We start from the raw sequence: 25,084 nt of genomic DNA, 5'->3' as shown, positions 1-25,084 counted from the left end.
CTCACGTGGTTGTGTCACCAAGGAGGGTGATGGCCGAGTTCGCGGAGACGCTGAGGCAACTCTCGACGGCACAGAAACCGGCGAAGGGGGTGTCGGTCTACAGTCGGTTCGTCAATCGCCCGGCCGGCCGTGTCATGGCCGCGCTGGCCTTCCGGATCGGTGCGACCCCCAATCAGCTGACGCTCCTCGGTGCCTTGTTCACTTTTCCGGCCCTGGCGGCGGTGGCCCTGCTGCGGCCCGCGCCGGTGATGTCGGTCTGTGTCGGCGTGGCCCTTGTCCTGGGCTTCGCCCTGGACGCGGCAGACGGTCAGCTCGCCCGGATCCAGCGCTCTGCGAGTCTGTCGGGCGAGTGGCTGGACCATGTGCTGGACTGCGTCAGGATCGTCACGCTGCACTCGGTCGTCCTGGTGGCGTTCTACCGCTTCTTCGTTCTGTCCAGTCCGCTCCTTCTGCTGGCCCCCATGGTGTTCCAGTCCGCAGCGGTGGTGATCTATTTCGCCGGCATTCTCACGCAGAAGCTCAAGGGGGGAAGAATGGTGGCGGGAACGGACAGGGGATCTGCCTCGGTGCTGGGGCCCGTGCTGCTCCTGCCGGTCGACTACGGCACGACCTGTATCAGCTTTCTGTTTCTCGGCAGTCCGGCCATCTTCCTAGTTCTGTACTGCGGGCTGCTGCTGGCTCATGTCCTGTTCCTCGTCGCCTTCTCGGTGAAGTGGTACCGGGAACTGCATCAGTTCCAGCGCCCCGCGCAGTAGTGTGCTGGAGGTGTGGACCGTATAGGGGAAGTAGACGACGTCGACACCGACGTCCGCGAAGCGGCGTTCGAGGTTTTCCCATGTGGGTGTGCCCTTCCAGTCGTCTCCCTTGAAGACGACGTGAAAACCGACCTGCCGCCAGGTCCGCAGTTTGTCCTCGTGTGTCTCCACCACGACATCGTCGACGTGGCGCATGCTGCGGACGATCTCCAGGCGCTCGGCCAGCGGGATCACCGGCCGCCTGCCCTTGACGCGCCCGGCCAGTTCGTCGGACACCACCCCGGCCACCAGGCGGTCACAGCGCCGGCGTGCCTGACGCAGGATGTTGAGGTGCCCGATGTGGAACAGGTCCCAGACGCCGGGCGCGTATCCGATGAGTGTCGCTTCCACGGGTCAGCCTCCGGTCGTCGGGCTCGGGCCGGTGCGTGCGGGCACCGTCACGGACAGGGAGGGCGATCTGTGGGAGGTGCGGGTGCCGGTGACGGTCACCTCGATGGCGTACCGGTGGCGCGTACCGGCGGGCACGGAGTCGGTGTAGCTCATCTGCGGAAGGTTCCAGGGCGTGGAGGAGAGGGTCTGCCGGGAGACGGGCTTTCCGTCCCGGTAGAGCCGGTAGGCCAGGGCGGCGGTGGTGCGGTCCCACGAAGCGCGCCAGCCGATGGTGACCTTTCCCGGGATCGCGGCCAGCAGCGTCAGGGCGGGGGTCTGCGGCAGGCTCGTGGGCGTTCCGGTGCCGAAGCGGGTGAGTCCCTGCTGTGGCCGGTCGTTGACCCGGGTGAACTCGCCACCCACCCAGAGGGTGCCCCGGGCCATGGTCAGGGCGCGCGGGCCGACCCCCTCTCCGAGCCCGCCGTCGGTGTCGGGGAACCAGTGCAGGATGCGCCGGTCCGTGACCGACTGGGCCAGGAGAGTGTGGCGAAGGCCTCGTTCGGGAAACCCGCCGGGGGTGCCCCAGCAGTCGTGTGCGTGGGAGGCGCTGTAGAGGACCCCTTTGTAGGGCAGGACGGCCTGGGTGGCGCCGAGGCAGGTGTCCTTCCACACCATTTTGTTGTCGCGGAGCCGGGCCGAGATACGTCCGTCGAAGACACGGTGCCCGGTCCCTTCGGCGCCGATGTAGAAGTGAGAGCCGTCCTGCGCGAACGACTTGACCACCGAAGCGGCCGGCAGCCAGCCGGGATAGGTGTGGACCGTCGCCCCGGAGGTGATGTCCAGCGCGGCCAGGGCGTGGGCCGGCCGGCCGTTGACCGACTTGAAGTCACCTCCGACCAGGATTTCGCGCCTCGCGGGCACGGCCGACAGGGCGCGGACCGGAAGATCGATGTCGGCCTTGAACGGCAGCAGGGAACCGCCGGGGGTGAAGGCGGCGATGCGGTTCCTGCTCTGCCCGCCCACCTGGTTGAAGTCACCGCCCAGGTACACCCCGCGGTCGGTCGTCTCGATGGCCCGCACGGTCGCGTTCACCGCGGGCCGGAAGTCCTTGCGCAGGGTGCAGTCGGCCGTGTCGACGGCCACGGCGTTCGCCACCCCCGTGGACCCGGAGTGGCCGAAGGAGCCGCCCACGTACAGCACCCGCCCGTCGGGGGAGGGCTTCATGGCCCGTACGGTGCCGGCCGTGTACGGGCCGGCACCGGAGGTGAAGGACAGGGCGCAGGGCAGCAGTTTTCCGGTCGCGGCGTCGAACGCGGCGAAGTTGTGCCGCTGGACCTGCCGGGTGCCCGGCGCGGCACCGGGCGGACGGACCGTGTCGAAGGAGCCCGCGGCGTAGACGACACCGCGGGCGTAGGCCAGGGACCAGACGATGCCGTCCGTCTGCCAGGTGGCCAGCGGATCCGCGGTGAACGTTGCCGGTGCATGGCCCGCGACCGCGGTCGCGGGAGAGCTGAGCAGAGCGCCTGTGCAGATGAGGGCAGCGGCAGCCGGGCCCGCGACCACCTTCTTACGGAGCTTGCTCTGACGCAAGGGGACACCTCAAAGGAAAGGGGGGGGCGGGCAGGACGAGGGCATCGATGCGGACGGTGCCGGCTCACGCGGTGCGACGGCGCAGCACCTGGACCAACTCGCTCACACCCAGAGGCGCGCGATATCGCCACAAAAAGGTACCAAAGACCGACATTCCGAAAGTCAGACTGAGGGCGAGTCCTGACGGAGTGTCACCCGACAGGAGGCGCACGGCTGCCAGCACCACCGAGACGGCCAGGCCGATACCGAGAGCGCTCGTGTATCCGGCGGCCACGGTGGTGAAGCCGAGCCGCAGCCGGACCAGCAGAGCGGCCGAGAGGTTCTCCACGACGACGGCCGCGCCCCAGGAGACGGCCGCGCCGAGGATGCCCCACCGGGGCACGGCGAGCACGCCCACCGTGAGCTGCACCGCGAACGCCGCAGCCGTGCAGGCCAGATGCCACGAACTCTTGCCGGCCATGAGCAGCACGGTCTGCGCGTTGCCGACCGCGACATTGACCACGGCGGCGGCACACAGGACGACCAGGGCGGGTGCCCCCTGGGTGAACTCCGGCCCGAAGACGGCGAGGACGGTGCGGGGGAAGCCGGCGATGAGAACGAACAGCGGCCAGGAGAAGAGGACGATCCAGCAGGTCGAGATGCGGTGCAGGTGGTGGGCCTCGGCGACCTCGCCGACGGCGAGCAGCCGGCTGAGCTGGGGTGCGACGGACAGGCGGACGGCGAGCTGGAGGAGGGTGCCCGCGGTGACGACGCGGCCGATGGCGGTGTAGATACCCGCCTCGGCGTCGGTGGCCAGCGCCGACAGCAGGATGACCCCCACCCAGACCGCACTGATGTCGAAGACGGAGGAGACCGCGCGGGGTGCGGAGAAGGCCCAGAACGCCCGCCAGGAGACGGGCTCTCCACCCCGTGGGGCCGTCGTGGTGCGGTGGTGGGCCCGGCAGCGGTGCAGGCCCAGCCATGCGGCTGCGAGACCGGCCAGCGCCGGCAGCAGCCAGGCCGCCGCCAGGGACATCATCCGGGGAACCCAGCAGGCCACCGGCACCGCGATCAGCACCCGGAGCACGGGCTTGCCGATCTGCTCCACGGAGACGAACGGCACCACGGTGCCGTATCCCTGGGTGGCGCCGAGCAGCAGCAGGCTGACGGTGGCGGCGGGCAGGACCAGGCCGAAGAACCGGATCAGGGCGACCGCGTCGGCGCGGGGCAGGTGCGGCAGGAGCGTGGTGGCCACCGTGGGGCACAGCAGCAGCACCGCGCTGGTCGCGGTGGCGGCCGCCACCGCCGGGAGCACGGCCATGCGCAGCAAAGAGCCCACCGAGCGGCCGCCGTTGAGAGCGAGATCGCCGGGGATGAAGCGGACGAGCCCGGTGTCGGCGCCGAGCTTGCAGACGTTGCTGGCGATGGTGAACACGGCGACGCCCGTGAAGATCGCTCCGGCCCCCTGGGCTCCGGCCGCTCGGGTGATCAGGCCGACCAGGAGGAAGGCGAACACGGCGTTCGTGGCGGAACCCGCCGCGCCCCACAGACCGCCCCGTGCGGCGGCGGCGACCGTGCTGCGGGCGGGGGCCCCGGTGGTGGGAGCGGCCGCGCCGGGCGGCGTCATCCCCTGGAGACCGTGACTGTGTCGTGCTGCCCCGCGGGCTGCGTGCCCGGCAGGACGCTCTCGGTCCGGAGACGGGGCTTCACGCGGCGGAGCACGGCGGCACCGCCCCGCACGCGTCCGGCGTCGATCACGGCGCCCAGCAGTCGTACGCCGGAACAACTGATCAGCTCGCCCGTCTGCCTGAGGTCGTCCCGCCGGGTGTCACGTCCGGTGACCACCACGACACCGGCGTAGTGCTGGGCCGCCACCAGCGCGTCCGGGTGCTCCAGCAGGGGCCGGCCGGCCACGACCGTGGTGGGCGGGCAGGTGCCGGACGCCGCCTGGTCCATCGCCTGGGACACGTCGGTGAGCGGGGACCGGCCGGTCCTGCCACCGCGGCACAGGGCAAACCGTCCCGCAGAGCCCGCGTCGACGAGGTCGCCCCCCTCGGGCAGGGAGGGATCCGGCTCGGTGCGCTCTTCCGCCGGCACCAGCGGCAGGCGGGCCGCAAGGCCGTGCGCGTCGGGGTCGGCGTCCACGAGCACGACCTCCCGTCCGCACTCCGCGAAGGCCGCGGCCAGGTTCGCGGCGACCGCCCCGGCGCTGTCGTCGGCCCGTGGCGTCACCACGAGGAGGCAGCCGGCACCGCCCGAGAGCCCGGTACGGAAGGCCAGGGACCGATAGGCCTGGGCCCGGGCGCCGCCCGTGCGGCCGACGGTCAGCAGCGCGTCGTCCGCGCGTGGGCCGGCCGGCAGGCTGCCCAGCACGGGCGCGCCCAGGGCGGCCTGCACCTCGCGGGCCGACCGCACCCGGCTGTCCAGGGCCGAGCACAGCCAGGCCAGCAGGATGCCCAGGACGGCACCGCCGGCCAGACCGAGGACGGCCAGCGTGCCCGTCCCGGGACCCGAGGGCAGGGCGGGCGCCGCGCCCCTGCGGACGATGTCGCCACCGCTGGTGTCGCGGGAGCTGATCTCGGCCACGCGCTTGCGCAGGCTGCCGATCTCGCTCTGTACGGCGGCGCCGTCCGCGCTGTTGTCCCAGTCCTTCCTCGTCTGCCGGGTCAGCGCGGTGATCTGCGTTCTCATGCCGTCGACGGCCCGGAGCACCGCCGCGTCGTTGCGGCTCCTGCGGTCGGCGAGATAGGCCTCGGCGAAGGCGTCGGCGCCGCGCGCCGCGCGCTGGGGGGCACTCGCGGTGAACTCGAAGCGGAGCATCTGGGACTTGGCCGGGTTGGTGACCCGGAGATGGTCCTGGAGAGCGGCGGCGCGGCTGTCGGGCTGTCCCAGGGCCTGCGCCGCACGGACGGCGACGGCCGCGCTGGCGGCGATCTGCTGCTCCGTGCTCATGCTGATCTGGTTGTCGACGGGCACGCTGACCGTGTCGAAGGGGTCGGCGCCGGCGCGGACCAGAACGTCACTGGTGGAGCTGTAGGTGCCGGCGTCGTAGAGCGCCATGGCCAGCCCGCCGAGCAGCCCCAGGGCGACCCCCAGTGCCATCGCCACCCGATGGCGAAGGAGCAGGCGCAGTTGGTCACGGAGCTGGTCCGGTTCGCCGAAACGGTCGTCGAAGGGGATGGGACCGGTCACAGGTGGCCTCCTGGGTGAGGAAGTGAGGCGTGCGGGACGGGGGCGGACCGGGCCGCCGGTGCGGCGAGTTCGGACACCTGGCGCCTTGACGTGCTGATGAGCAGCGGAACGGTCATCATCAGCAGCATCGGGCCCGTGATACCGAGCAGGCTTCCGCGGAGGAACATCAACTGGTAGAAGGCGAAGGCGGGGACCAGCAGAGCGGCCAGCGTGCCGCGCCGGTCCCGCAGGCGTTCCCGTGCCTCGTCCATACGGCGTCCCGCCGCGCCCAGCAGGCAGAACACGAGGGCCACGGCGACCGGGCCGGCCCACAGGTAGCTCTCGATCCACAGGGGCGCCGACAGGTTGAGGAAGTCGTAACCCGCGTACCGCGCCAGCGCGATACCGGTGTCGTCGGGTTTGTCCCGCCACACCGAGCGCGGCACCATGAAGAGGAGGGGGCCGAGTGCGGACCGGGGGGAAACCCCGTTCTCCCGCGCGTAGTCGAGGCCGGTCTGCACCTGCTGGAAGGCGTCGTAGTCGCCCTTGGCGGTGAACTGCTCGGCCATCGACACGACGGCGACCGTCTGCCGGTCGTCGTAGCGGAAGTAGTCGCTGTAGGGAAAGACGACGAGCACCGTGGCGAGAACGGCGCCGGCGATCGCGCGCGAGGCCCGGGGGCGGCACCACCGGTCCACGGTGAACAGCAGCGTCAGCAGCACCGTGCCGGCCCAGAACCTCGGTTTGCTGATGGGGTTGTTGACGACGATGTTCAGGGCGACGAGCAGGGGCAGCAGCAGCCATCGCAGGCCGCGCAGCAGGCGGTCGCCGCCCGGCAGGCGCGGCAGGCGCAGCAGGCCCAACAGCCCCCAGAAGGCGGGCACGGACAGCGACCAGCTGCGCAGAGGCTGCAGGAAGGAGTCCGACGCGTTGTTCAGGGCGCCGGTTTCGTGGACGGCCTGGCGGCTGGTGAAGTACGCGACGACTCCGCCTGGTTGGCCGGGAATCAGCAGCACCGCGAGCACCAGCGCGAGTCCGGACAGCACCAGGACGCGCCAGGGCGCAAGGCGGCGGGCGAGCAGCCGTTCCAGCGCGCCGGGCCGGGTGGCACGGGTGGCCGCGCGTCGCACGGCGAGGGCCGTTCCGGCGCTGTGGGCGAGCAGCCCCAGCTCGACGACCGCCACGGCCGCGAAGGAGGTTTCCGCGCCGGCCCGGTAGGGCCAGGGGTAGGTGTCCGAGGTGAGCTGCGCCAGGGGGGCCAGACCGAACCAGATGTAGGAGAACATCCAGAAGCCGAAGGCGACGAGCCGGACCGTGGGAGCGGTCAGCACGCGGGTGAGGGCGCCCCCGGTGTGCGCCACGACCACACCCTGCAGCAGCAGGGCCGCCGGCACCGGCCCGTGGTGCGGCCGGAGTACCAGCACCGGCAGCACGACGATCAGCACCACGGCCCAGACGCAGACCCCGGGCACACTGCGGGCGCACGCGTCCCGCACCGGGGCATCGGGGATTTCTGCGGTCGACGAGTGCGGCGAGTACGGCGAGTGCTTCGGCGGAAACCTCACCGGCAGATGTATAGCGGCCTCCGTCCCGTATACCGCATCAGGCGCGCCAATGCGGAGCAAATCGGACAAACCTCAATACTCTGGGCACCTCGCATCCCCCTTCAGCTGAGGAGCTGTCCATGAACAAGCAGGTCGACGCCGTCGTTGCCGGTGGCGGGGGGTTCATCGGCGGGCACCTCGTGGGCGCCCTGCTGGGCCAGGGGCTGACGGTCCGCTCCATCGACGTCAAGCCCCGGCGCGAGTGGTACCAGGTCCACGAGGACGCCGAGAACCTGACCGCGGACCTCTCGCTCCCGGACAGCGCACGCGACGGCGTCCGGGGCGCTCGGTTCGTGTACATGCTGGCCGCGGACATGGGCGGCATGGGCTTCATCGAGAACAACAAGGCCGCGTGCATGATGTCGGTGCTCACCAGCACCCACATGCTGCGAGCCGCGCATGAGGCCGGCGTGGAACGGTACTTCTACTCCTCCTCCGCCTGCGTCTACGCCGCCGGCAAGCAGACCGACCCGAAGGTCACCGCCCTCAAGGAGGAGGACGCCTATCCGGCGCAGCCGGAGGACGGCTACGGCTGGGAGAAGCTCTTCTCCGAGCGCATGTGCCGTCACTACGCGGAGGACTACGGGTTCACCACCCGCGTCGCCCGCTACCACAACGTCTACGGCCCGCACGGTACGTGGTCCGGCGGCCGGGAGAAGGCCCCGGCCGCGGTGTGCCGCAAGGTGGCCGAGGCCGTGCTCTCCGGGGACCACCGGATCGAGATCTGGGGCGACGGCCTGCAGACGCGTTCCTTCATGTACATCGACGACTGCCTCAAGGGCACGCAGATGATCACGGAGGGGGACAGCGGCGTACCGGTCAACCTCGGCTCCTCCGAGCTCGTGACGATCAATCAGCTCGTCGACCTGATCGAGCGGATCGCGGGCATCCGCTGCGAACGCAGCTACAAGTACGACGCTCCCCAGGGCGTACGCGGCCGCAACTCCGACAACACCCTGATCCGCGAGATCTACGGCTGGGAGCCCTCGATCCCGCTGGCGGACGGCCTGGAGAAGACCTACGCCTGGGTCTACGACCAGGTGAAGCGTTCCCAGGGCTGAGACCCCGGTGCGAGGACACCACGAGCCGATGCGGATCTTCGTTCACGACTACAGCGGTCACCCCTTCCAGGCACAGCTCAGCCGGGAGCTGGCCCGCCGCGGTCACGCAGTGGTCCACTCGACCTGCACGGCCTACCGCAGCGGCAAGGGCGATCTTGAGGCGGACGTCCCCGGCCTGCGCTTCGTCACCATCGGAGACCGCACGGTGCTGAAGAAGCAGGCCTATGTGCGCCGGCTCTTCCAGGAGAGCCTGCTGGGCGTCGAGCTCGCCCGGCAGGTGCGCCGTGCGAGGCCCGATGTGGCGCTGCTGTCCAACCTGCCGATTCCCACGCTCGTCGTGACCGTGGCAGCGCTGAAGCGGCTCCGCATCCCCTGGGTGCTGTGGCACCAGGACGTCACCGCCGTCGCGCTCAAGAGCTTCGCCGCCGCGGAGGTCGCCGATGCGATGGGCATCGCCGCGAAGGTCTTCGGCGCCGGCGAGAAGTGGGCCGCACATCAGGCCTCGGCCATCGTGGTGATCGCCGACTCCTTCGTCGAGGTGCACCGGCAGTGGGGAACCGCCGACAAGGTCACCGTCATCCCCAACTGGGCACCGCTGGACGAGATCGTCCCCGTGGCCCGGGCCAATGCCTGGTCGGACGAGCAGCACCTGAGCGGCGTGAAGACCCTCCTGTACGCCGGCACGCTGGGCCTGAAGCACAATCCCGTGCTGTTGGTGCGGCTGGTGGAGCGTCTGCGGCAGCGGGGCGAGCGTGTGCGTCTCGTGGTCGTCAACGAGGGCCCGGCCGTGCCCGTCCTCGAACGGGCCGCCGCCGTCCACGGGATCGAGGTCACGCTGCTGCCCTTCCAGCCCTACCGGCGACTGCCCGAGGTACTGGGCAGCGGTGACGTACTGGTCGTTCTCCTCGAAGGCGACGCCGGGAGGTTCTCGGTCCCGTCGAAGACCCTGTCGTACCTGTGCGCCGGGCGCCCGGTTCTCGGCCTGATGCCGGCCGAGAACCTGGCCGCCCAGCTGCTTCATCAGGCCGGCTCGGCGGTCTTCCCGCCGGCACAGTCGTCGCTGGAGGACGCCGCCGGCTGGGTCCAGGAGGTCCTGTCCGACCCGGAATACGCCGCGTCGCTCGGCAAGCGGAGCCGCGTCCTGGCCGAGCGGGAGTTCGCCCTGGAAGGCTCCGCCTTCCGCTTCGAGGACATCCTCAAGGCGGTGACCGGCGCCTCGGTGCCCTGAGCACCCCGCCGGGCGCCCCGCGGAGCGCCCGGCGGGGGGACCTTCACCTCTGTCGTGCGCGATCCCGGTAGAGGCTCTCCAGCCGGTCCACCACCGCGCGGATGGAGAAGACCTCCCTGATCGCCCGGCGCCCGGCGTCGGCCAGCCGGTGGCGCAGAGCCTCGTCGCCGAGCAGCCGGCTCACCGCCTCGGCCAGGGACTCCGGGCTCTCGTCGGTGATCAGCGCCGCCTGCCTGCTCGCCAGTTCCTCCGCGATGCCGCAGCTGTCCGTGCACACCACGGGTGTTCCTTCGGCCAGTGCTTCCAGAACGGTCATGCCGAACGGCTCGTTCACGCTGGGCAGGACGTAGACGGTGGCCCGGCGATAGGCCTCCAGCGCCGCGGAGTGTTCCAGCGCGCCGCCGTAGTGGACCACGTCGGTCAGCCCGCGGTCGGCGATGAGCTGGTTCACCTGCCGCAGCGATCCCTCGTCCGTTCCGTGGAGGGTGAAGCGCGCCTCCGGGATCTCCTTGTGGACCAGGGCGGCCATCTCCACGAACGCCTCGGGTCGTTTGCGCGGGTGAAGCCGGGCGAGGAAGAGCACGTGGTGGCCGCCGCGCGGCCGCTCGTCCGTCACCGGACGGGGCGGGGGCATACCGTTGCCCAGCATCACCAGCGGCGGAGCCTCGGGGCTCAGTACCGCGGCAAGGGCCCGCCGCTCCTCCTCGGTGAGCACGAGGCAGCAACGTGCCCGCCGGAGCAGGGGGACGTAGACGCGGTCGAAGACACGCGCGGCGATGCCGGTACGGGGCTCCACCATGCCGTGTGTCTGGACGACGAAGTCGGTGCCCCGCATCCGGGCGACGGCGAGTGCGGCCAAGGACACGAGGTCCCTTCCCGCATGCAGGTGAACGGCGTCGGCGCGTCCCATGGCCTGCCAGAGGTCCCGCAGCAGCAAGGGGTGCATGAGGCCGAGATATCCCTGGCCCGGGACGACGGTCCGCGCCGGGCGGGAGGTGAACGGGACGGTGCCGATGTGTCGGGGAGCCGGCGTCCGGCCCTGCCACAACGCCACCAGCTCCACGTCGTGACCCCGTGCGGCCATCTCCCGGAGTTGGGTGATTGCCACGCTCGGCGGGCCTCCGAAGGCCGCGCCTTCGCTGACGAGCGTGACGACCTGGACCACTCTCATGGCCTGATTCCTCTCATGGATTCGGACGGTGACGTCCCCCTTGGAGCACCGCCGGGCGCGAGGACCAGGCCCGGGGCGAGGTCCTGGTGTGCCACGGCGCCGGCTCCCACCACGGCGCCCTGGCCGATGGTGACGCCGCGCAGCACGACCGCCCGGGCCGCGACCCAACTGCCCGGCTGCAAACGGATGGGGCCGTTGTCGAACTCGAACGTGGCGGACCGGCGCAGATGGCTGCCCGTGCACAGCAGCGCGCTCTGCGAGACGCAGCAGTCGTGGCCGATCGTGACTGGTTCGAGGTTGAGGATCCAGGCGCACTCGCCGATCCACACGTCGTCGCCGACGTCCAGCTTCCACGGCCAGTGCACCCGCACTCCGTGCCGGATCAGCACCCGCCTTCCGATGCGGGCGCCGAAGGCACGCAGCAGCACCGGACGCCAGCGGGCCGGGAACCACCACTTGACGAAGACGAGGTGGAGGACCGCGAACCAGGCGGCCTGGACGAGCAGGGGGCGCCCCTTGTCGTATCCGGCACCGGTGAAGCCGCGCAGCGACCACGTGGCCTGGACTGTGCGCTGTGCCATGACGCTGTGCCTTTCCCGGAGGGCCACGACGGCCGGAGCGAGCGGTGTGATCAGTAGGCGCCCTGGCCGTTCAGTACCGCGCGCACGGTGCGGGCCATCACGGTGACGTCTCCTGCCAGGGACCAGTTGTCGATGTAGCGCAGATCGAGCGCGACCGTCTCGTTCCAGGAGAGGTTCGCTCGTCCGCTCACCTGCCACAGCCCCGTCAGACCCGGTTTGACGGTGAGCCGGCGCCTCTCCACCAGGTTGTACTTGTCGACCTCTTCGGGCAGCGGGGGGCGCGGTCCGACCAGTGACATGTGACCGAGCAGGACGTTGAACAGCTGGGGCAGCTCGTCGAGCGAGTAGCGGCGCAGGAAGCGTCCGACGGGCGTGACCCGTGGGTCACGGCGCATCTTGAACATGTGCCCGTCGTTCTCGTTCGCCTCTTCCAGCTGGCTCTTGAGCCGGTCGGCGCCCACCACCATCGTGCGGAACTTCCACATGGAGAAGTGCCTGTTGTGCCGGCCCACGCGGGTCTGCCGGTAGAGGGCGGGGCCGGGTGAGCCGAGCCGCACCGACAGCCCCACGAGGAGAAGCAGGGGGGAGAGAAGGGCGATCAGCAGCAGCGCACCGACACGGTCCACGACGCCCTTGAACAGCGCCGGAATGTCGTGGCGCGAGGGCGGTGCGACGACGTGCAGCATCGTCAGCCCGGCGGCGGAGGTGGCCCGGAGCCGACGCCGGGCGACATCGATGATGCCGGGCAGCACGATGAGCGGGCAGCCCCGGTCGTGCAGCGCCCAGGACAGCCGGCGCAGTCGTTCGCCGGACATGGGGCGGCTCACCGCCACGAAGGTCAGATCGGCGGCCAGTTCGTCCACGGCGCCCAGTACGGCCGCCGCGTCCGTCTCCGGGGGCCGAGGCGCATCACCGGCCAGCCGTACGCATACGGCGACGCCCGAGGAGACCGGGTCCTCGCCCACCGCGCAGGCGCCGACGACGACGTATCCGTGGTCGGTGCGCTGGGCGAGCTGCGCGACCACGGCGTCGACCAGAGGGCCCTCACCGACGACGAGGACGCGGCGCAGAGTGCGGGCGTCCCGCCAGGCGGCCCGCAGATGACGGCGGATCACCTCCTGACAGGCCGAGGTGAGGACCAGCGCGGGCAGGAGCGCGGTGAAGGCCTCGATGGGGACGCTGTTCAGTCCGCACAGCACACGGAGCGTGGCCAGGGCGCCGACCAGCACCAGCCAGTCTCTCAGGACGTCCCGCAGACCGACCCCGTCGGTCCAGCCCCCGGACGCGTAGCGTTTGCCCGCCAGTCCGATCAGCGGCCACAACACGGCGGCGGCGGCCGCCAGGCGCAGCGGGTGCGGCTCCCGGACGTGGATGATCGCCGCCGAAACCGGCAGCGCCGCGCCGGCCAGATCCACGCAGACGGAGAGCGGGCGGTACCAGCGAGCCCGCGCGCCCTCGCGGTGAAGAGTTTTGAAGGGCGGGGAGAAGGACGCCTGCCCGGACATCGCGTTGGTGGACCGGCCCATGGCTCTCCTTAGCGGCCTCAGTCGCTCATCGGCCACTACTTATATCAGTCAAACTTCATAAACCTATGTCTTTCCGTACATTGATCTGCATTGTCCAATGCGTATAGTGCGGGCACGGTGGGGAACGGAGCGCTGGCGATCGCAGCGAAACCCGGGAGGAGAGAAGGATGCCGGTATTTGCCGTGCTCGCCCACACCGAGCCCGGGCTGTTCGCCCGGCTGGTCGAGAGGCTGGCGCCGTACCCTGTGGTCGTCCATGTGGACGCCCGGTCGCGAGGTGACGACTTCGCGGGAGTGCCTCGCACCACGTACGTCCGCGAACGCGTCGTCGTCCGATGGGGAGGTTTCTCGGTCGTCCGCGCGATGCTGGCTCTGTACCGCACGGCGCTGGAGTTCGCGCAGCCGTCCGATCACATCGTTCTGCTGTCCGGGCAGTGCTATCCCGCCCGCCCGGTGGCCGAATTCGCCGACTATCTCGCTACGGCCCCGTTCCGGCAGCACTGCCGGACGGCACCGCTGCTCGACGGCGCGGCGGCCGAGGGCCGGGTCCTCAAGCGGTGGTGTTTCGACGCCCTTCCCATCGGACCGGGCCCCGCCTACCTCGCCCGCGCCATGCTGCGCAGGGGGATCTCGGAGTTGACCCCTCGACGCAGGCCTTCGGTGTTCGGTGACGTCGAGCCGGTGTCGGGGAGCCAGTGGACGGCGCTGACCGCCGACTGCGTCGCGGACCTCCTGGGCAAGGCCGAGGACCCCCGCTGGGAGAACCTGTTCCGCACGACGCTCGCACCGGACGAGATGTTCTTCCACACGCTTCTGTGGAACAGCGGCCGGCGGGCCGAGGTGGAGGATCCGGTACTGAGGCCGAGGGCCGGCCGCATCACCTCTGACCTGAGCAACTTCCACTACGTGGACCGCATGCTCAGGGGCACCAGGACACTTGCCGATCTCCCGGCGATCGACGCCTCCCGGATGTACTTCGTCCGCAAGGTCGCCTCGGCCCGGTCGGCGGAACTGCTCGACGCCCTCGACAGACGAACGTGACCGGTGCCGGACGCGAGGCGTCCGGCACCCGGCCGACTACTTCTGGGACGCGGCCCGGCGACCTCCCCGGTACAGGGCGGTTCCGGCAACCAGCAGAGCCCCGCTGGCGGCCAGGGCTGCGAAGGTCTCCTCCGCGCCGGTACGGGCCATCTCGGGAGGCTGGTGCGCCGGCGGCGGGGTCTGGTGGTCAGGCTGATGCACCGGCTCGGCGCGGGGGTGGTCCGGTGCCTTGGGCGGCTCCGGTGCGGGCTCTTCGTCGCCGTAGCTCTCGTGGGACGGCTGGTGACTCGGTTCGTCGTCCCCGTAGTTTTCGTGGGAGGGCTGGTAACTCGGGTCGTCGTCTCCGTAGTCACCGTGAGTGGGCTGGTAACTCGGTTCGTCGTCGCCGTGGTTTCCCTGGGTGGGCTGGTGACTCGGTTCGTCGACTCCGTGGTTTCCGGAGGACAACCGGTGACTCACCTTCGTCGTGCGGGTGGAGGAATCGCGGCCGGGGGAATCGTCGGTGGTGTGAGCCGGGGCCGAGAAATCCTCTGCCGTCCTGCGCGCCATCTGCGTCGCGCCTTCCGCGCGCTCGACGGCCCGCAGGGCGCCTGCCCCACCCGGGAAGTCCCACTGATCCGTGTTTCCGGACGTCGAAGCGAATGAGTCGGCCCCTGTCATCCGCGGACCGGAGTCCGCGAATGCCCATGAGCCGCACAGAGTCAGGGCGCTTGTCGCGGTGGCCGCCACGATCAATCCCTTGCTCAGGGTCTGTCGCACTCTCTTGACTTTCCTCTCGGAAGGATTCGGAAGCCGGCCCCTGGAGCCAGAGAAGGGGATGCTCCGCAGCGGGCCGTGGGGTGTTGTTCCGCGCGGTCGTCGCAGGGGTGTATGTCGCTCGGATATGGCGCCCGTTCACACGTGCCACGACGCGCAGACTGTGAACGAAATAAGGAGCCCGAAGAAACCCGTATGCGTGAAAAACCGGGAAATTCACCCGATTGCCCGTCCGGCGCGGCCGGCCGGCGGCCCCTCACGGCAGCGGCGCCTCCAGCGGCAGCGCGGCCGCCGCCGGCGACGGCACCTGCGGCGGAGCGCCTCGCAGCCGGCGCCGTACCCCGCGCACCAGCGTGCCCGCGGTGAAGGTCGCGCCGTGCACGAAGCGCATCGCCGGGCCGAAGCCCGCCGCCGTGATCAGACCGGCCAGGAACAGCCCGGGGTACGACGACTCGAACTCCGCCCCCACCTCCGGCGCCCCGTCCGCACCCGTCGCCAGCAGCGCCCGCAGCTCGGGGGAGAGCAGCCGCAGCCGGTCCCGGGTGGCCCGGAAACCGGTCGCCGCGATCACATGCCCGGTGTGCAGGGACCGCGCCCCGGTGCCGGGTCCCGCGAGCTCCAGGCGCAGCCCGTCCGGCACCTCACGGGCCGTCACGATCTCCCGGCCGAGCAGCACCTCCACCCGGCGCTCCACCCGCTCGCGCACCCACCAGGCGCCCGCCGGGCCGAGCGCGTCCCCCGCGATCCGGGTCCGGGTCCGCTCCGGCAGCCGCCGGTACAGGCCGGGCCGCTCGGCGTAGAACCAGTTCCGCCAGCCGGGGCCGAGGCCGCTGTGCGGCGCGCGGACCGAGCGCCACCAGGGGCGCTCCCAGGGCGGCGGCACGTCGTTCCAGCACAGCCGGTCCGCGCGGGCCAGCACCCGCACCCGGGTGCCCTGTTCGGCGAGGAGCGCGGCGGTCTCCAGAGCCGCCTGGCCGCCGCCGACGACGGTGACGTCCCGGCCGCGGAAGCGTTCGAGGTCGGCGTGGTGGCTGCTGTGCGAGACCAGCGCCGGGGACAGATGGCGCAGCGGCTGCGGGATCTCGGTGAACGGCACCACGCCCACGGCCAGCGCGACCGTCCGGGCGGTGAACGTCTCGCCGTCCTCGGTGACGGCCTCGAAACCGCCCGCGCACGGCGCCAGCCGGGCCACCGTCCGCTCGTCGACGGGCGGTACGGCGTTGCGCGCGAACCACAGTCCGTACTCGGCGAACACGTCCAGCGGGAGGGGCTCGGCGTGCCGGGCGGCCAGGCCCCGGAAGGCGCAGAAGACGTCGAGCCGCCAACGCCCCTCCGGATCGGAGAGGTTGGAGGCCCAGGGCTCCGACTTGAGGAACATGCCGCGGGGCATGTGGTCGCGCCAGGACGCCATGGGCCGGCCGAGCACGCGGACGCTCAGCCCGGCCGCCGCGGCGTGCGACGCGATGGACAGCCCGTACGGGCCGGCGCCCACCACCAGCAGGTCGTACATCAGCAACTGCTCGCTTTCTCGTCCTCACGGAAGTCGTCGGTGATGTCGGTGATGTCGGGGACATCGGTGATCTCGGTGCCTCCGGGACCGCACGCCGTGGGCACCAGGCACGGTGCGGTGTCCGGTACGGCCGCCGGTGCGGGGGAGCTGCGAGGGCGCAGCCGGCCGGTGACCGGGCCCGCGAGGCGGCAGGCGGCGCGCCGGCTCCACAGCGTCCACATCGCCCGGCCCGGCGCCGGGTCGTCCGCCGCGTGCCAGGCCAGCTCCCGGCCCGCCGGCGCGGGCCGCAGCGCGGTCAGCGGGGCGTAGTTCTCCACCACGAACCGCCGCCCGGCGAGCGGCCTCCCCGCCGGCAGCGGACGGTGGGTCAGATCCAGGTGCAGGGCGCGTACGACGTCCAGGCCGGCGCTGTCGGTGAACAGCCGGAACTGGGCACCGGGACGCGGGTTGAAGTCCAGCAGGTGGTAGCGGCCGGTGCTGCCGCAGCGGCGGAAGTCCAGGTCGAAGATGCCCCGGTAGCCCAGGTCGCGGGTGAGCCGCTCGGCCAGCGCCGTGATCTGCGGGTTGGGCGTCCACTGGCCGACCGCGGTCAGACCCGCGCCGCGCGGCCAGGCCAGGTGCTTGCGGCCGGGGCCGCCCGCCCGGACGGCGCCGGTGCGGTCGGCGTACCCGTGGCAGAACCAGTCGCGGTCCGGCCCCGGCGGCAGGAACGTCTGGAGCAGCAGCGTGCTGCCCGCCTCGGCGCTGCGCAGGAACAGCTCCCGGGCCTCGCGCGCCGAGCGCACCAGCACGGTCGAGCGCAGCCCGCTGCCGGCCGGCACCAGCCAGGGCCGGCTCCACTTGGCCACCAGCGGCAGCCCCAGCCGCCACGCGGCCGCCGCCGCGTCCTCGGCGCTGTCCGGGACCAGGGTCACCGGGTGCGGGACGCCCGCGGCGGCGCACAGCCCGGCCAGCTCCGCCTTGTCGGCTACGCGTTCGGGCAGCGCGCCGGGCTGCTGCGGCAGCAGATAGGCGGGCGCCAGCTCCTCGCGCAGCCGGCCGGCCGCGATGGCGCTCGCGTCGTCCAGCGGGATCAGCACCGCCGGCCGCGCCACGCGGGCCGCGACCCGGAGCAGGGTGGCGGCGATGTCGCCGGGGGAGGCGCCGGGCCGCGGCGGGGGATGCAGCCGGTGCACGAATCGCGACGCCCGTACGGGACTTCCCGCGGAATCGGCGACGACGTGCACCTCCACTCCCGCCCTGCCGAGGGAGCGCACGGCGCCCAGGGTGCCGTGATGAAAGGGGTTCCGGTCGATCCGCAGCAAGACCGCGGGGACCTGGACGTCCAGGAGCGACACGGGTGTTGTTCCTTCTCCTCGATTCGCCCGTGCGGGGGTTCGGGCCACCTGAAAGCCGTAACCGCACTGGCGGAATTCGTACCGATATGACTGTGTGTCAGTAACAGGAAAACGCGGCGGACGGAAAGCAACCGAGTGGGGCGAGGAGCGGGCATGGGCGCACAGCAGAGCGGTGCCAGGACCCGGCGGTCCGCGGTGATCGCGGTGGCGGCCGTCGCGTCGGTCGCCCTGGCGGTCGGCCCCGGTTTCGCCGTGGAGCCGGTCCCACCGCCCCCGGACACGCCGGTCCCGGTGACACCGAGCCCGGTGACTCCGGTCCCGGTGACGCCGACCACGCCGGCTCCCACGCCCACCAAGGCTGCCGTACCGCCGTTCGGGGCGTTCCTCGACTCGGGGCCGGTCGGGGTCGCGCGGATGGCCGGGCTGAGCCGTTGGCTGGGCAGCACCGAGCTGAAGGTCGCCCACACCTATCTCCCCGGCGACCGCTGGCGGGACATCGAGGGGGCGCCCGGATTCCTGGACGTGTGGGCGCGCTGGCGGCGGGACAAGGCCGACCGCACGCTCGTCCTCAACGTGCCCATGCAGGAGCGCAACGAGGACCACGTCTCCGACGCCGGGGTGCGGTGGCTGCTGCGGCAGGGCGCGGCCGGGGCGTTCGACGGGCACTTCAAGACCCTGGCCGAGCGGCTGGTGGAGCTGAAGGTGCCGGACACGGTGGTCGTGCTCGGCTGGGAGATGAACGGCACCACGTACACCCATCGCTGCGGGCCGGACCCGGAGAGCTGGAAGGCCTACTGGAACAGGATCGTCACCACCATGCGTGCCGTACCGGGGCAGAAATTCCGGTTCGATTTCACGCCGAGCCGCGGCCGGGACGGGGTGCCCTGGACCGAGTGCTATCCGGGGGACAGCACGGTCGACATCATCGGTATGGATTCCTACGACCAGCCGACCGGGGAGTCCTTCGACGAACAGGTGAAAGAGCCCTACGGCCTCCAACAGCACGTGGATTTCGCGAAGTCCCACGGCAAACCGATCTCCTACCCGGAGTGGGGACTCTTTCGCAATGGTGACAACGCCGAATACATGAAACGCATGCTCGCCTGGATCGACGAGCACAAGCCGCTCTACAACACGCTCACCGACTACTGCCCGCACGGCGTCTGGCAGTGCTCGGCCAACCCCAGGTCGTCGCAGATCTACCGCCGCGCCCTGTACGACCTCCCCGTCCAGCCGAGCACCGCACCCACACCGGCGCCGACTCCCACACCGGCCACGGCTCCCGCTTCGCCCCCGGCCGCGAAGCCGGAGGCGGCCACCGGGTCCCTGGGCGACTGCTCGCCGGTGGATCTCGGCAACTGGATCGAGTACTGGCTCGGCGGCAGGCTCTGCATCCGCTTCGACTGGTGGTCGCGGAGTAGTTAGCACCGACGGTGTTCCCTCCACCAGCGCAGCACCTCCTTGCCCCGCTGCCGGGCCGCCGTCTCGCACAGGGCGGCCGTCAGCAGCGGGGCGGTGGGGCGGCGGGCCAGCAGGAGACGGCGGTTGGTGACCGGTTCGGGACGCCAGTGGCGCTTGTACGGCTCGTCGCCGCGCAGCAGGCTCAGCGCGCCGCGTCCGGTCACCTGGTCCGTACAGGCGTCCAGCAGCATCACGGCGACGTCCGCCTTGTGCGCGCGCAGGTCCGGATGGGCGCCGTAGAGGTAGCCGCCGGCGAGGCCGCGGGAGAGCAGGGTCAGGTCGACGGCCAGCACCTCGCCCGCGATCCGGAACTCGGTGACCACCGCGCTGCCCGATCGGACCATCGGGCCCACCGCGCGCACCAGATGGGTGCGGAAGCGGGGCTGGAGGTGCTCGGTCGTCACCCTGCGTCCCTGCCACTGGAGCCGGTGCAGCTCCAGCAGCCGGTCGAGGGCCCCGGCCACCTCCTCCGGGCCGACCGCCCGCCGCTCCACGCCCAGCGAGTCCAGCTTGCGCAGCTTCGCCCGCACCCGCTGCTGGGCCTTGTTCGACGGCAGCCGGGCCACCAGGCCGTCCATGGACACGGCGGGCAGCTCCAGGCACAGGGAGTCGGGCACCGCGCGGCGCGGGCCGGACCAGCAGCCGTGGATCCGCTCCACCGCCGCGCCCGGGCGTACCTCGCGGAAGTCGACCAGTGCCGTACGGGCCGCGCGCGCGAGGGCCGTGGTGAGCGCGCGCACCGCGGGTCCGTCGTCGGCGTCGTCCAGGAGGATGTCCGCGTAGTCGGAGATCGGTCCGCCGAGCGGTACCAGCACGGGCAGCGGCCGCCGGACCAGCATCAGCGGCGCGGCGGCCAGCAGCTCGCCGCCGGAGCGCACCAGCAGCAGCCGCAGCCGGCCGGGGCGGCCGTACGACAGCCACCACGAGTGCAGCCAGGCGTGGCTCTGGAAGGGGGTCGCGGCGGCGCACCGCCCGTAGAGCCGCTCCCAGGCCGGCGCCAGCGCGGCGAAGCCGGCCTCGTCGGTGAGGAGTTCGGTGACGAGTTCGGGAACGCGCCGGGGAGTGAACCCGGGGACGAACCCGGTGCCGGGTTCGCCGGCGCGGGCGGTGCGTCCCGGCTCCGTGGCCGTCACCGGGCGCCGTGCGCGTCGGCGGCGACGGCCGGGCCGGGCACCGGGGTCGGACGCGCGGTCTCCTCCTCCGGCCGGCGCCGCGGCCGGACCAGCAGCGCGAGGGTGCCGAGCAGCCCTCCCGCGCTCGCCCCGACCAGCCCGGTCACCTTCGCGGAGGCCGAGGCCGGCGAGGTCGGCTTGAGCGCGCGGGAGAACTGGAGGAGGCCGACGTGCGTGTCGTCCTTGGCGTCGTCGGCGTGTTTGGTGAGCGCGCGGGCCACCGCGTTGGCCATGTCGGCGGCTTCGGCCGGGTGGGCGGAGGTGGCGGAGATCGAGACCATCGGGGCGTCCGGCGAGGTCGCGGCGCGCACGCTGTCGCGCAGCGTCCTCACCGGCACCCCGGCCCACACCTGGGCGTCGGCGAGCACCGCGAGCTGGGTGGCGACCCGGCCGTAGGCCTGGGCGAAGCCGAGGGCGGAGGCGGTGTCGGACTTGTCGGTGGAGACGGCGATGACATAGCTCGTCGCCGTGTACGCCGGGGGCTTCAGCTCGCCGTACGCGCCGCCGAGCAGCCCGCCCGCGAGGACCCCGGCCGCCACCAGGGACCAGGACGGGAGCGCGCGGAGGCGGGCGGGGCGGTGGTTGTCGGTCATGAGGGCTCTGCTCCCTGCTGGACGGGGAAGTGGACGGGGATGTGCGGCACCTGGAGGGGGATGTGCGGGGCGGCGAGCGCCGCGGCGTAGACGTCCATGAGCCGTGCGGCGCTGCGGGTGATGCAGTAGTGGCGGGCCGCCTCGGGGGCGGTGCGCGGGCCCGGGCCGGCGGCCTGGACCTCGGCGCGGACCTCGGCGAGGGCGCGGGCGTAGGCGCCGGCGTCGCACGGGACGCGCAGCGCGCCCGGGGCGGCCTCGGGCGCCAGGTCCTGAAGGGCCGGGCAGGAGGTGTAGCGCACCGGCAGCCCGGCCGCGAGCGCCTCCACGACCGCGAGCCCGAACGCCTCCTCGGCCGACGGCGCGGCGAGCACGTCCATCGCCGAGGCCAGCGCGGGCAGATCGGGGCCGGACGTGTCGCCGCCCGAGTCGCCCGAGCCGCCGGAGTCGCCCGTGTACGCCCGCTCGCCGGCGAACAGCACCCGGTCGGCGCCGCCCGCCGCCCGCGCCGCCCGCCGCAGCGCGCCCTCCTCCGGGCCGCCGCCGACCAGCAACAGCCGGCAGTCGTCGGGCAGTCGGGTGAGCGCCTGGATCAGGACGTCGAAGCGTTTGCCGGGGGCGAGACGGCCGACGGCGCCGATGACGAACGCGTCGGCGGGCAGTCCGAGCCGGTCGCGGGTGCGCAGCCGGGCCGCCGGATCGTAGGCGAACCGCGCCAGGTCGATGCCGTTGGGCACGACCGTCACGCGCGGTGCGGGCACGCCCCAGCACATGAGCCGGTCGGCGACCGTGGGGGAGACGGCGACCGTGGCCCGGCCGAGCCGCTCGCCCAGCAGATACAGCCCGCGCACCCCCGCGGTGAGTGGCCTGCCCTCCATCTGGGAGTCGCCGAGGGAGTGTTCGGTGGCGACGACCGCGCGGACCCCGGCCAGCCGGGCGGCGATCCGGCCGTACAGGCAGGCTCGGTAGAGGTGGGTGTGCACGAGGTCGTAGCGGCCGCGCCGGATGATCCGGGCCAGCCTCGGCAGCGCGGCCAGGTCGAGGTTGCCGGTCATGCCGAGGTGGGTCACGCGCACCCCGTCGGCCGCCAGCCCGGCGGCCACCGGACCGGGGTTGGTCAGCGTCACCACGTCGCAGTGGACCGGCAAGTGCCGCAGCAGCAGCCGCAGTTGCTGTTCGGCCCCGCCGATGCCGAGGCCCGTGATGATGTGCAGCGCCCTCATCGCAGCCCCGCGACGGGACGGCGGCGCAGCCGGTGCAGCCGGTACTTCAGGAGCAGGCGCGCGGCGCTGTCGTTCTGCCCGACGTGCACGCGCGGCAGGGCGTGCGGGCCGTTCAGCGCGCCGGGGTCGATGGCGCAGGCGTAGCCGTATCCGGCCGCGCGCACGGCCTCCATGGCGCGCCGGTCGACCGTGCCGTACGGATAGCAGAAGCCGGTGACCCCGGTGCCGGTCAACTGCTCCAGCCGGGAGCGGCTCTCGGCGGTCTCGTGCCGCAGCTGTGCGTCGTCGGCGCGGGTCAGATCCACGTGGGTGAGGCCGTGCGAGCCGATCTCCACGCCCGCGGCCGCGGCGCGCCGGATGCCGGCGGCGGTCAGCAGCGGCTTGCGCGGGCCCAGCGGATCCCAGTCGTTGACGCCGCCGAGCCGGCCGGGCAGCACGAACAGGGTGGCCGTACAGCCCCAACGGGACAGCACCGGAAGGGCGTTGACCAGGAAGTCGGCATATCCGTCGTCGAAGGTGAGGGCCACCAGGTACCGCCCCTCGCCGCGCGCGCGGGCGGCGAGCAACTCGGTCACGGACACGCCCCGCAGCCCCTGCCGGCGCAGCCAGCGCAGCTGCCGCTCCAGCCGGGCCGGGCTGACCGTGATGCGGTACGGGTCGTCGGAGCAGTCGCCGACCGAGTGGTACATGGCGATCCAGGGAACCGGGCCGGGTCTGGAACGGTGGACCGGCGGGGCCATCTCAACGCAGGAGGACATGGGCGAGCCTTCGGGTCTGGGTGGGTACGGAACGGAGGGCGGCGGCGCGGTCCTGTCGTCTCATTCCCGGCGTCCGCCCGGAGGGGGGCTCGGCGGCGTCCCGGAGTCCCCCCGGTCGAGCCAGGCCGAGAGCGGGGACGCGTGCGAGCCGAGGCGCCGGAGCGCACGCGTGACGTAGCCGCTCGGGCGGTTCGGCGACGCGGCTGGGGGTGCCCCCTGCGGGGGGATGCGTGCCAGGCGTCGCCGAGCGGCCTGGAACGAGACGACAACGCTCAGTGCCCGGTCGCCCAGGGCCCGGCCGAGCAGGACGAACACGACGGTCACGGTGGCGACGCCGGCCGCGAGCCCGGCGAGCGGCGACCCCGGCAGCCGGGCGACGAAGGCCCCGGCCAGGGCGGCGACCCCGGCCGCCCGCAGCGGCCGGCTCAGCTCGCACAGCACGCCCGAGGTCCGGACGGGCACGCTGCGGGTGCGCATCCCGGCGAGCAGCAGGGCGGCGGTGACGGTGATGCCGGTGGCGTTGGCGGCGGCGATCCCGGTGACGCCCCAGGTGCCGACCGTCCAGGCGGCGATCCAGGACGTCACGACGATCCCGGCGCCCATCGCGGCGAGCGGGTACCAGGTGGCGCGGCCCGCCGAGAAGTAGGAGCGGACCAGGACGCCGGTGAGCGTCTGGCCGAGCAGCCCGAGCGCGTAGACCCGCATCACCTCGGCGGTCGCCGCCGTGTCATGGGCGGTGAACGCGCCGCGCTGGAAGAGGAGTTGGATCAGCTGCGGCGCACAGGCCGTCACCGTGGCGGCGCCGAGCAGCACCAGTGTCGCGGCCAACGCGAGATCCCGCTCCACCCGGGCCCGCGCCCGCTCCATGTCACCCTCGGCCAGCGCCCGCGCGACCACCGGGAAGGTGACCGTGCACAGCATCAGCGACAGCGACATCGGGATCTGCGCGACCTTCTGCGCGTAGTTGAGGTGCGAGATCGCCCCGGCGGGCAGGCCGGAGGCGAAGTACCGCTCGATCAGTACCTGCGACTGCCGGCACAGCGCGAAGAGCAGGACGGTCGCCATCAGGGGCGCGGCGAGCGCACCAGGCCCGTCCGCCGCCTTCGGCGCCGCGTCCTCCGTCCTGTCTCTCCTGCGCAACTCTCGTACGAAGAACGGCAGTTGCAGCAGAACCATCAGCAGGCCGCCCGCCGCGACCCCGACCGCGGCCGAGCGCACGCCCCAGCGGCCGCCGAGCGCGTACATCGAGGTGACGATGCCGAGGTTGTAGGCGAGGTAGATCGCGGCCGGGGCGAGGAAGCGGCGGTGGGCGCGCAGGGCCGCGCTGGCGTATCCGGCGAGGCCGAAGCTGAGCACGCAGGTCGCGGTGAGCCGGGTGCAGTCCACGGCGAGCCCCGGATCGGGCAGGCCCGGCGCCAGCACCGCCACGAACTGCGGGGCGGCCAGCGCGAGCAGTCCGCCGACCGCCGCGAACGCCAGCGCCAGCCGCGGCAGCGTCCCGGCGACCAGCGAGCGCACCGGATCCCCCGGCACGCCCTGCGCCCGCCGGGCCAGCGCCCTGCTGAACGCCGGGATCAGCGCGAACGCCAGCCCGTCCTCGATGAGCAGCGTGGCCGCGAACTCCGGCACGGTCCAGGCCACCAGGAACGCGTCGGTGTCCCGCCCGGCCCCGAACAGCCGCGCCAGCGCCTGATCCCGCACCAGCCCGAGCAGCGCCGCCGCGACGGACAGGGACGCGGTGACCAACGCGGCCCGCGCGAGAAACCGCCGGGTGGGCGGAACGTGCCCCCCGCAGGTCTGCTGCGCAGGCTCGGCGGCCGGGGAACCGACGGACGGCGGTGTGTCGGGTACGGCTGACGGGACGGTGTCGGTGGGGGTGGTGTCGGCGGAGCCGGGGTTGGCGGACGCGGTGGATCCGGCATCGGCCGACGTGGAGCCGGCGGGTGCCGGGGGGCGGGCATCGGCGGTCCCGGAGCCGGCGGATGCCGCGGATCGGGCGTCGGCGGAGCCGCAAGCGTCGGACGGGCCGGGAGCGGCAGGTGCCGCCGGTTCCTGCTCGGCAGCGTTGCCCGACCGGGCCACCGGCAGCGCGAGTGTGCCGGTGACTGGATCCGGTACCGGCCCTGGTCCGACCTCAGGCACCGGCGCTGCTCCGGTCCATGGCACCGGCCCCGCACTGGTCCCCTGTCCCGGTTCCGCGTC

The 25,084-nt window shown here is 72.5% G+C and carries 21 protein-coding genes; 5 read left to right on the top strand and 16 right to left on the bottom strand.

Translation table 11 applies throughout. The features are described 5' to 3' along the window. The first annotated feature begins 29 nt into the window (after nucleotides 1–29). Nucleotides 30–755: a CDP-alcohol phosphatidyltransferase family protein gene (locus tag AC4OXY_RS20425; protein WP_362819657.1), complete on the top strand. Its 726-nt coding sequence runs from the start codon at nucleotides 30–32 to the stop codon at nucleotides 753–755. Here AC4OXY_RS20425 and AC4OXY_RS20420 read toward each other — a convergent pair. From AC4OXY_RS20420 to AC4OXY_RS20400, 5 genes are all read right to left on the bottom strand, one after another. Then, on the bottom strand, nucleotides 651–1,145 hold the full coding sequence (locus AC4OXY_RS20420; RefSeq protein WP_491994384.1) for an FAD synthase family protein: 495 nt from the start codon (nucleotides 1,143–1,145) through the stop codon (nucleotides 651–653). The genes AC4OXY_RS20425 and AC4OXY_RS20420 overlap by 105 nt on opposite strands. 3 nt (nucleotides 1,146–1,148) lie before the next feature. Continuing rightward, a complete protein-coding gene (locus AC4OXY_RS20415) occupies nucleotides 1,149–2,714 on the bottom strand; it encodes a fibronectin type III domain-containing protein (RefSeq protein ID WP_491994383.1) in 1,566 nt (521 codons plus the stop codon). A 64-nt stretch (nucleotides 2,715–2,778) separates the two neighbouring features. After that, a complete protein-coding gene (locus AC4OXY_RS20410) occupies nucleotides 2,779–4,320 on the bottom strand; it encodes an oligosaccharide flippase family protein (protein ID WP_362819654.1) in 1,542 nt (513 codons plus the stop codon). Further along, on the bottom strand, nucleotides 4,317–5,885 hold the full coding sequence (locus tag AC4OXY_RS20405; protein WP_491994382.1) for a hypothetical protein: 1,569 nt from the start codon (nucleotides 5,883–5,885) through the stop codon (nucleotides 4,317–4,319). Before AC4OXY_RS20405 ends, AC4OXY_RS20410 begins: the two co-directional genes overlap by 4 nt. After that, complete coding sequence (locus AC4OXY_RS20400) at nucleotides 5,882–7,429, bottom strand: hypothetical protein (protein WP_376285720.1); 1,548 nt, start codon at nucleotides 7,427–7,429, stop codon at nucleotides 5,882–5,884. Before AC4OXY_RS20400 ends, AC4OXY_RS20405 begins: the two co-directional genes overlap by 4 nt. Nucleotides 7,430–7,548: 119 nt before the next feature. Here AC4OXY_RS20400 and AC4OXY_RS20395 point away from each other — a divergent pair, with 119 nt between their 5' ends. Both AC4OXY_RS20395 and AC4OXY_RS20390 read left to right on the top strand, forming a co-directional pair. Beyond that, entirely contained in the window at nucleotides 7,549–8,529 is a 981-nt protein-coding gene (locus AC4OXY_RS20395) for an NAD-dependent epimerase/dehydratase family protein (RefSeq protein ID WP_491994381.1), read from the top strand. A gap of 28 nt (nucleotides 8,530–8,557) precedes the next feature. Beyond that, on the top strand, nucleotides 8,558–9,757 hold the full coding sequence (locus tag AC4OXY_RS20390) for a glycosyltransferase family 4 protein (protein WP_356023022.1): 1,200 nt from the start codon (nucleotides 8,558–8,560) through the stop codon (nucleotides 9,755–9,757). Nucleotides 9,758–9,800: 43 nt separating this feature from the next. Here AC4OXY_RS20390 and AC4OXY_RS20385 read toward each other — a convergent pair whose 3' ends face one another. The 3 genes from AC4OXY_RS20385 to AC4OXY_RS20375 are packed head-to-tail and all read right to left on the bottom strand — an operon-like array spanning nucleotide 9,801 to nucleotide 12,924. Continuing rightward, nucleotides 9,801–10,928 carry a glycosyltransferase gene (locus AC4OXY_RS20385; RefSeq protein ID WP_402063183.1) on the bottom strand — a complete coding sequence of 376 codons (1,128 nt, stop codon included), beginning with the start codon at nucleotides 10,926–10,928 and terminating at the stop codon, nucleotides 9,801–9,803. Next, nucleotides 10,925–11,509 (bottom strand): LbetaH domain-containing protein, encoded by a 585-nt coding sequence (locus tag AC4OXY_RS20380; protein ID WP_356023017.1) that lies wholly within the window; start codon nucleotides 11,507–11,509, stop codon nucleotides 10,925–10,927. Before AC4OXY_RS20380 ends, AC4OXY_RS20385 begins: the two co-directional genes overlap by 4 nt. 50 nt (nucleotides 11,510–11,559) lie before the next feature. Next, nucleotides 11,560–12,924 carry a sugar transferase gene (locus tag AC4OXY_RS20375; protein WP_402063246.1) on the bottom strand — a complete coding sequence of 455 codons (1,365 nt, stop codon included), beginning with the start codon at nucleotides 12,922–12,924 and terminating at the stop codon, nucleotides 11,560–11,562. 278 nt (nucleotides 12,925–13,202) lie between these two features. On the opposite strand from AC4OXY_RS20375, the gene AC4OXY_RS20370 reads away from it, so the two are divergent. Further along, nucleotides 13,203–14,075: a beta-1,6-N-acetylglucosaminyltransferase gene (locus AC4OXY_RS20370; RefSeq protein WP_356023013.1), complete on the top strand. Its 873-nt coding sequence runs from the start codon at nucleotides 13,203–13,205 to the stop codon at nucleotides 14,073–14,075. A 36-nt stretch (nucleotides 14,076–14,111) separates the two neighbouring features. Here AC4OXY_RS20370 and AC4OXY_RS20365 read toward each other — a convergent pair whose 3' ends face one another. The 3 genes from AC4OXY_RS20365 to AC4OXY_RS20355 form a co-directional block, all read right to left on the bottom strand. Further along, nucleotides 14,112–14,522, bottom strand: coding sequence for a hypothetical protein (locus AC4OXY_RS20365; protein WP_356023010.1), 411 nt, complete (start codon nucleotides 14,520–14,522; stop codon nucleotides 14,112–14,114). Nucleotides 14,523–15,087: 565 nt separating this feature from the next. Then, nucleotides 15,088–16,341, bottom strand: a complete 1,254-nt coding sequence (locus tag AC4OXY_RS20360; protein ID WP_491994380.1) for an FAD-dependent oxidoreductase — start codon at nucleotides 16,339–16,341, stop codon at nucleotides 15,088–15,090. Next, a complete protein-coding gene (locus AC4OXY_RS20355; RefSeq protein ID WP_362819642.1) occupies nucleotides 16,341–17,678 on the bottom strand; it encodes a carboxylate--amine ligase in 1,338 nt (445 codons plus the stop codon). The genes AC4OXY_RS20360 and AC4OXY_RS20355 overlap by 1 nt, the downstream gene beginning before the upstream one ends. Nucleotides 17,679–17,831: 153 nt before the next feature. On the opposite strand from AC4OXY_RS20355, the gene AC4OXY_RS20350 reads away from it, so the two are divergent. Continuing rightward, the gene (locus AC4OXY_RS20350) at nucleotides 17,832–19,103 is read left to right on the top strand and encodes a glycoside hydrolase family 26 protein (RefSeq protein WP_491994379.1); all 1,272 of its coding nucleotides are present in this window, start codon (nucleotides 17,832–17,834) and stop codon (nucleotides 19,101–19,103) included. Here the strand turns inward: AC4OXY_RS20350 and AC4OXY_RS20345 are convergent. The 5 genes from AC4OXY_RS20345 to murJ form a co-directional block, all read right to left on the bottom strand. Next, nucleotides 19,100–20,272: a GNAT family N-acetyltransferase gene (locus AC4OXY_RS20345; protein WP_376285701.1), complete on the bottom strand. Its 1,173-nt coding sequence runs from the start codon at nucleotides 20,270–20,272 to the stop codon at nucleotides 19,100–19,102. The genes AC4OXY_RS20350 and AC4OXY_RS20345 overlap by 4 nt on opposite strands. Continuing rightward, nucleotides 20,269–20,904 (bottom strand): YveK family protein, encoded by a 636-nt coding sequence (locus AC4OXY_RS20340; RefSeq protein ID WP_491994378.1) that lies wholly within the window; start codon nucleotides 20,902–20,904, stop codon nucleotides 20,269–20,271. Before AC4OXY_RS20340 ends, AC4OXY_RS20345 begins: the two co-directional genes overlap by 4 nt. Further along, the gene (locus AC4OXY_RS20335) at nucleotides 20,901–22,124 is read right to left on the bottom strand and encodes a glycosyltransferase (protein ID WP_362819640.1); all 1,224 of its coding nucleotides are present in this window, start codon (nucleotides 22,122–22,124) and stop codon (nucleotides 20,901–20,903) included. Before AC4OXY_RS20335 ends, AC4OXY_RS20340 begins: the two co-directional genes overlap by 4 nt. Further along, entirely contained in the window at nucleotides 22,121–22,813 is a 693-nt protein-coding gene (locus AC4OXY_RS20330) for a polysaccharide deacetylase family protein (protein WP_491994377.1), read from the bottom strand. Before AC4OXY_RS20330 ends, AC4OXY_RS20335 begins: the two co-directional genes overlap by 4 nt. Before the next feature lie 129 nt (nucleotides 22,814–22,942). Next, nucleotides 22,943–25,024, bottom strand: coding sequence for a murein biosynthesis integral membrane protein MurJ (gene murJ / locus AC4OXY_RS20325; protein WP_491994376.1), 2,082 nt, complete (start codon nucleotides 25,022–25,024; stop codon nucleotides 22,943–22,945). Nucleotides 25,025–25,084: the final 60 nt, after the last annotated feature.

This window comes from Streptomyces sp. HUAS MG56 (assembly GCF_058673395.1).
Note: the sequence above shows the minus strand (reverse complement) of the source record. Positions and strands in the feature narration are given on the sequence as shown.

Coding starts and splice junctions, on each gene's coding strand:
- AC4OXY_RS20425 (WP_362819657.1), top strand. CDS start 30: ATGGCCGAGTTCGCGGAGACGCTGAGGCAACTCTCGACGGCACAGAAA.
- AC4OXY_RS20410 (WP_362819654.1), bottom strand. CDS start 4,320: ATGACGCCGCCCGGCGCGGCCGCTCCCACCACCGGGGCCCCCGCCCGC.
- AC4OXY_RS20395 (WP_491994381.1), top strand. CDS start 7,549: ATGAACAAGCAGGTCGACGCCGTCGTTGCCGGTGGCGGGGGGTTCATC.
- AC4OXY_RS20390 (WP_356023022.1), top strand. CDS start 8,558: ATGCGGATCTTCGTTCACGACTACAGCGGTCACCCCTTCCAGGCACAG.
- AC4OXY_RS20385 (WP_402063183.1), bottom strand. CDS start 10,928: ATGAGAGTGGTCCAGGTCGTCACGCTCGTCAGCGAAGGCGCGGCCTTC.
- AC4OXY_RS20380 (WP_356023017.1), bottom strand. CDS start 11,509: ATGGCACAGCGCACAGTCCAGGCCACGTGGTCGCTGCGCGGCTTCACC.
- AC4OXY_RS20370 (WP_356023013.1), top strand. CDS start 13,203: ATGCCGGTATTTGCCGTGCTCGCCCACACCGAGCCCGGGCTGTTCGCC.
- AC4OXY_RS20360 (WP_491994380.1), bottom strand. CDS start 16,341: ATGTACGACCTGCTGGTGGTGGGCGCCGGCCCGTACGGGCTGTCCATC.
- AC4OXY_RS20350 (WP_491994379.1), top strand. CDS start 17,832: ATGGGCGCACAGCAGAGCGGTGCCAGGACCCGGCGGTCCGCGGTGATC.
- AC4OXY_RS20340 (WP_491994378.1), bottom strand. CDS start 20,904: ATGACCGACAACCACCGCCCCGCCCGCCTCCGCGCGCTCCCGTCCTGG.
- AC4OXY_RS20335 (WP_362819640.1), bottom strand. CDS start 22,124: ATGAGGGCGCTGCACATCATCACGGGCCTCGGCATCGGCGGGGCCGAA.
- AC4OXY_RS20330 (WP_491994377.1), bottom strand. CDS start 22,813: ATGTACCACTCGGTCGGCGACTGCTCCGACGACCCGTACCGCATCACG.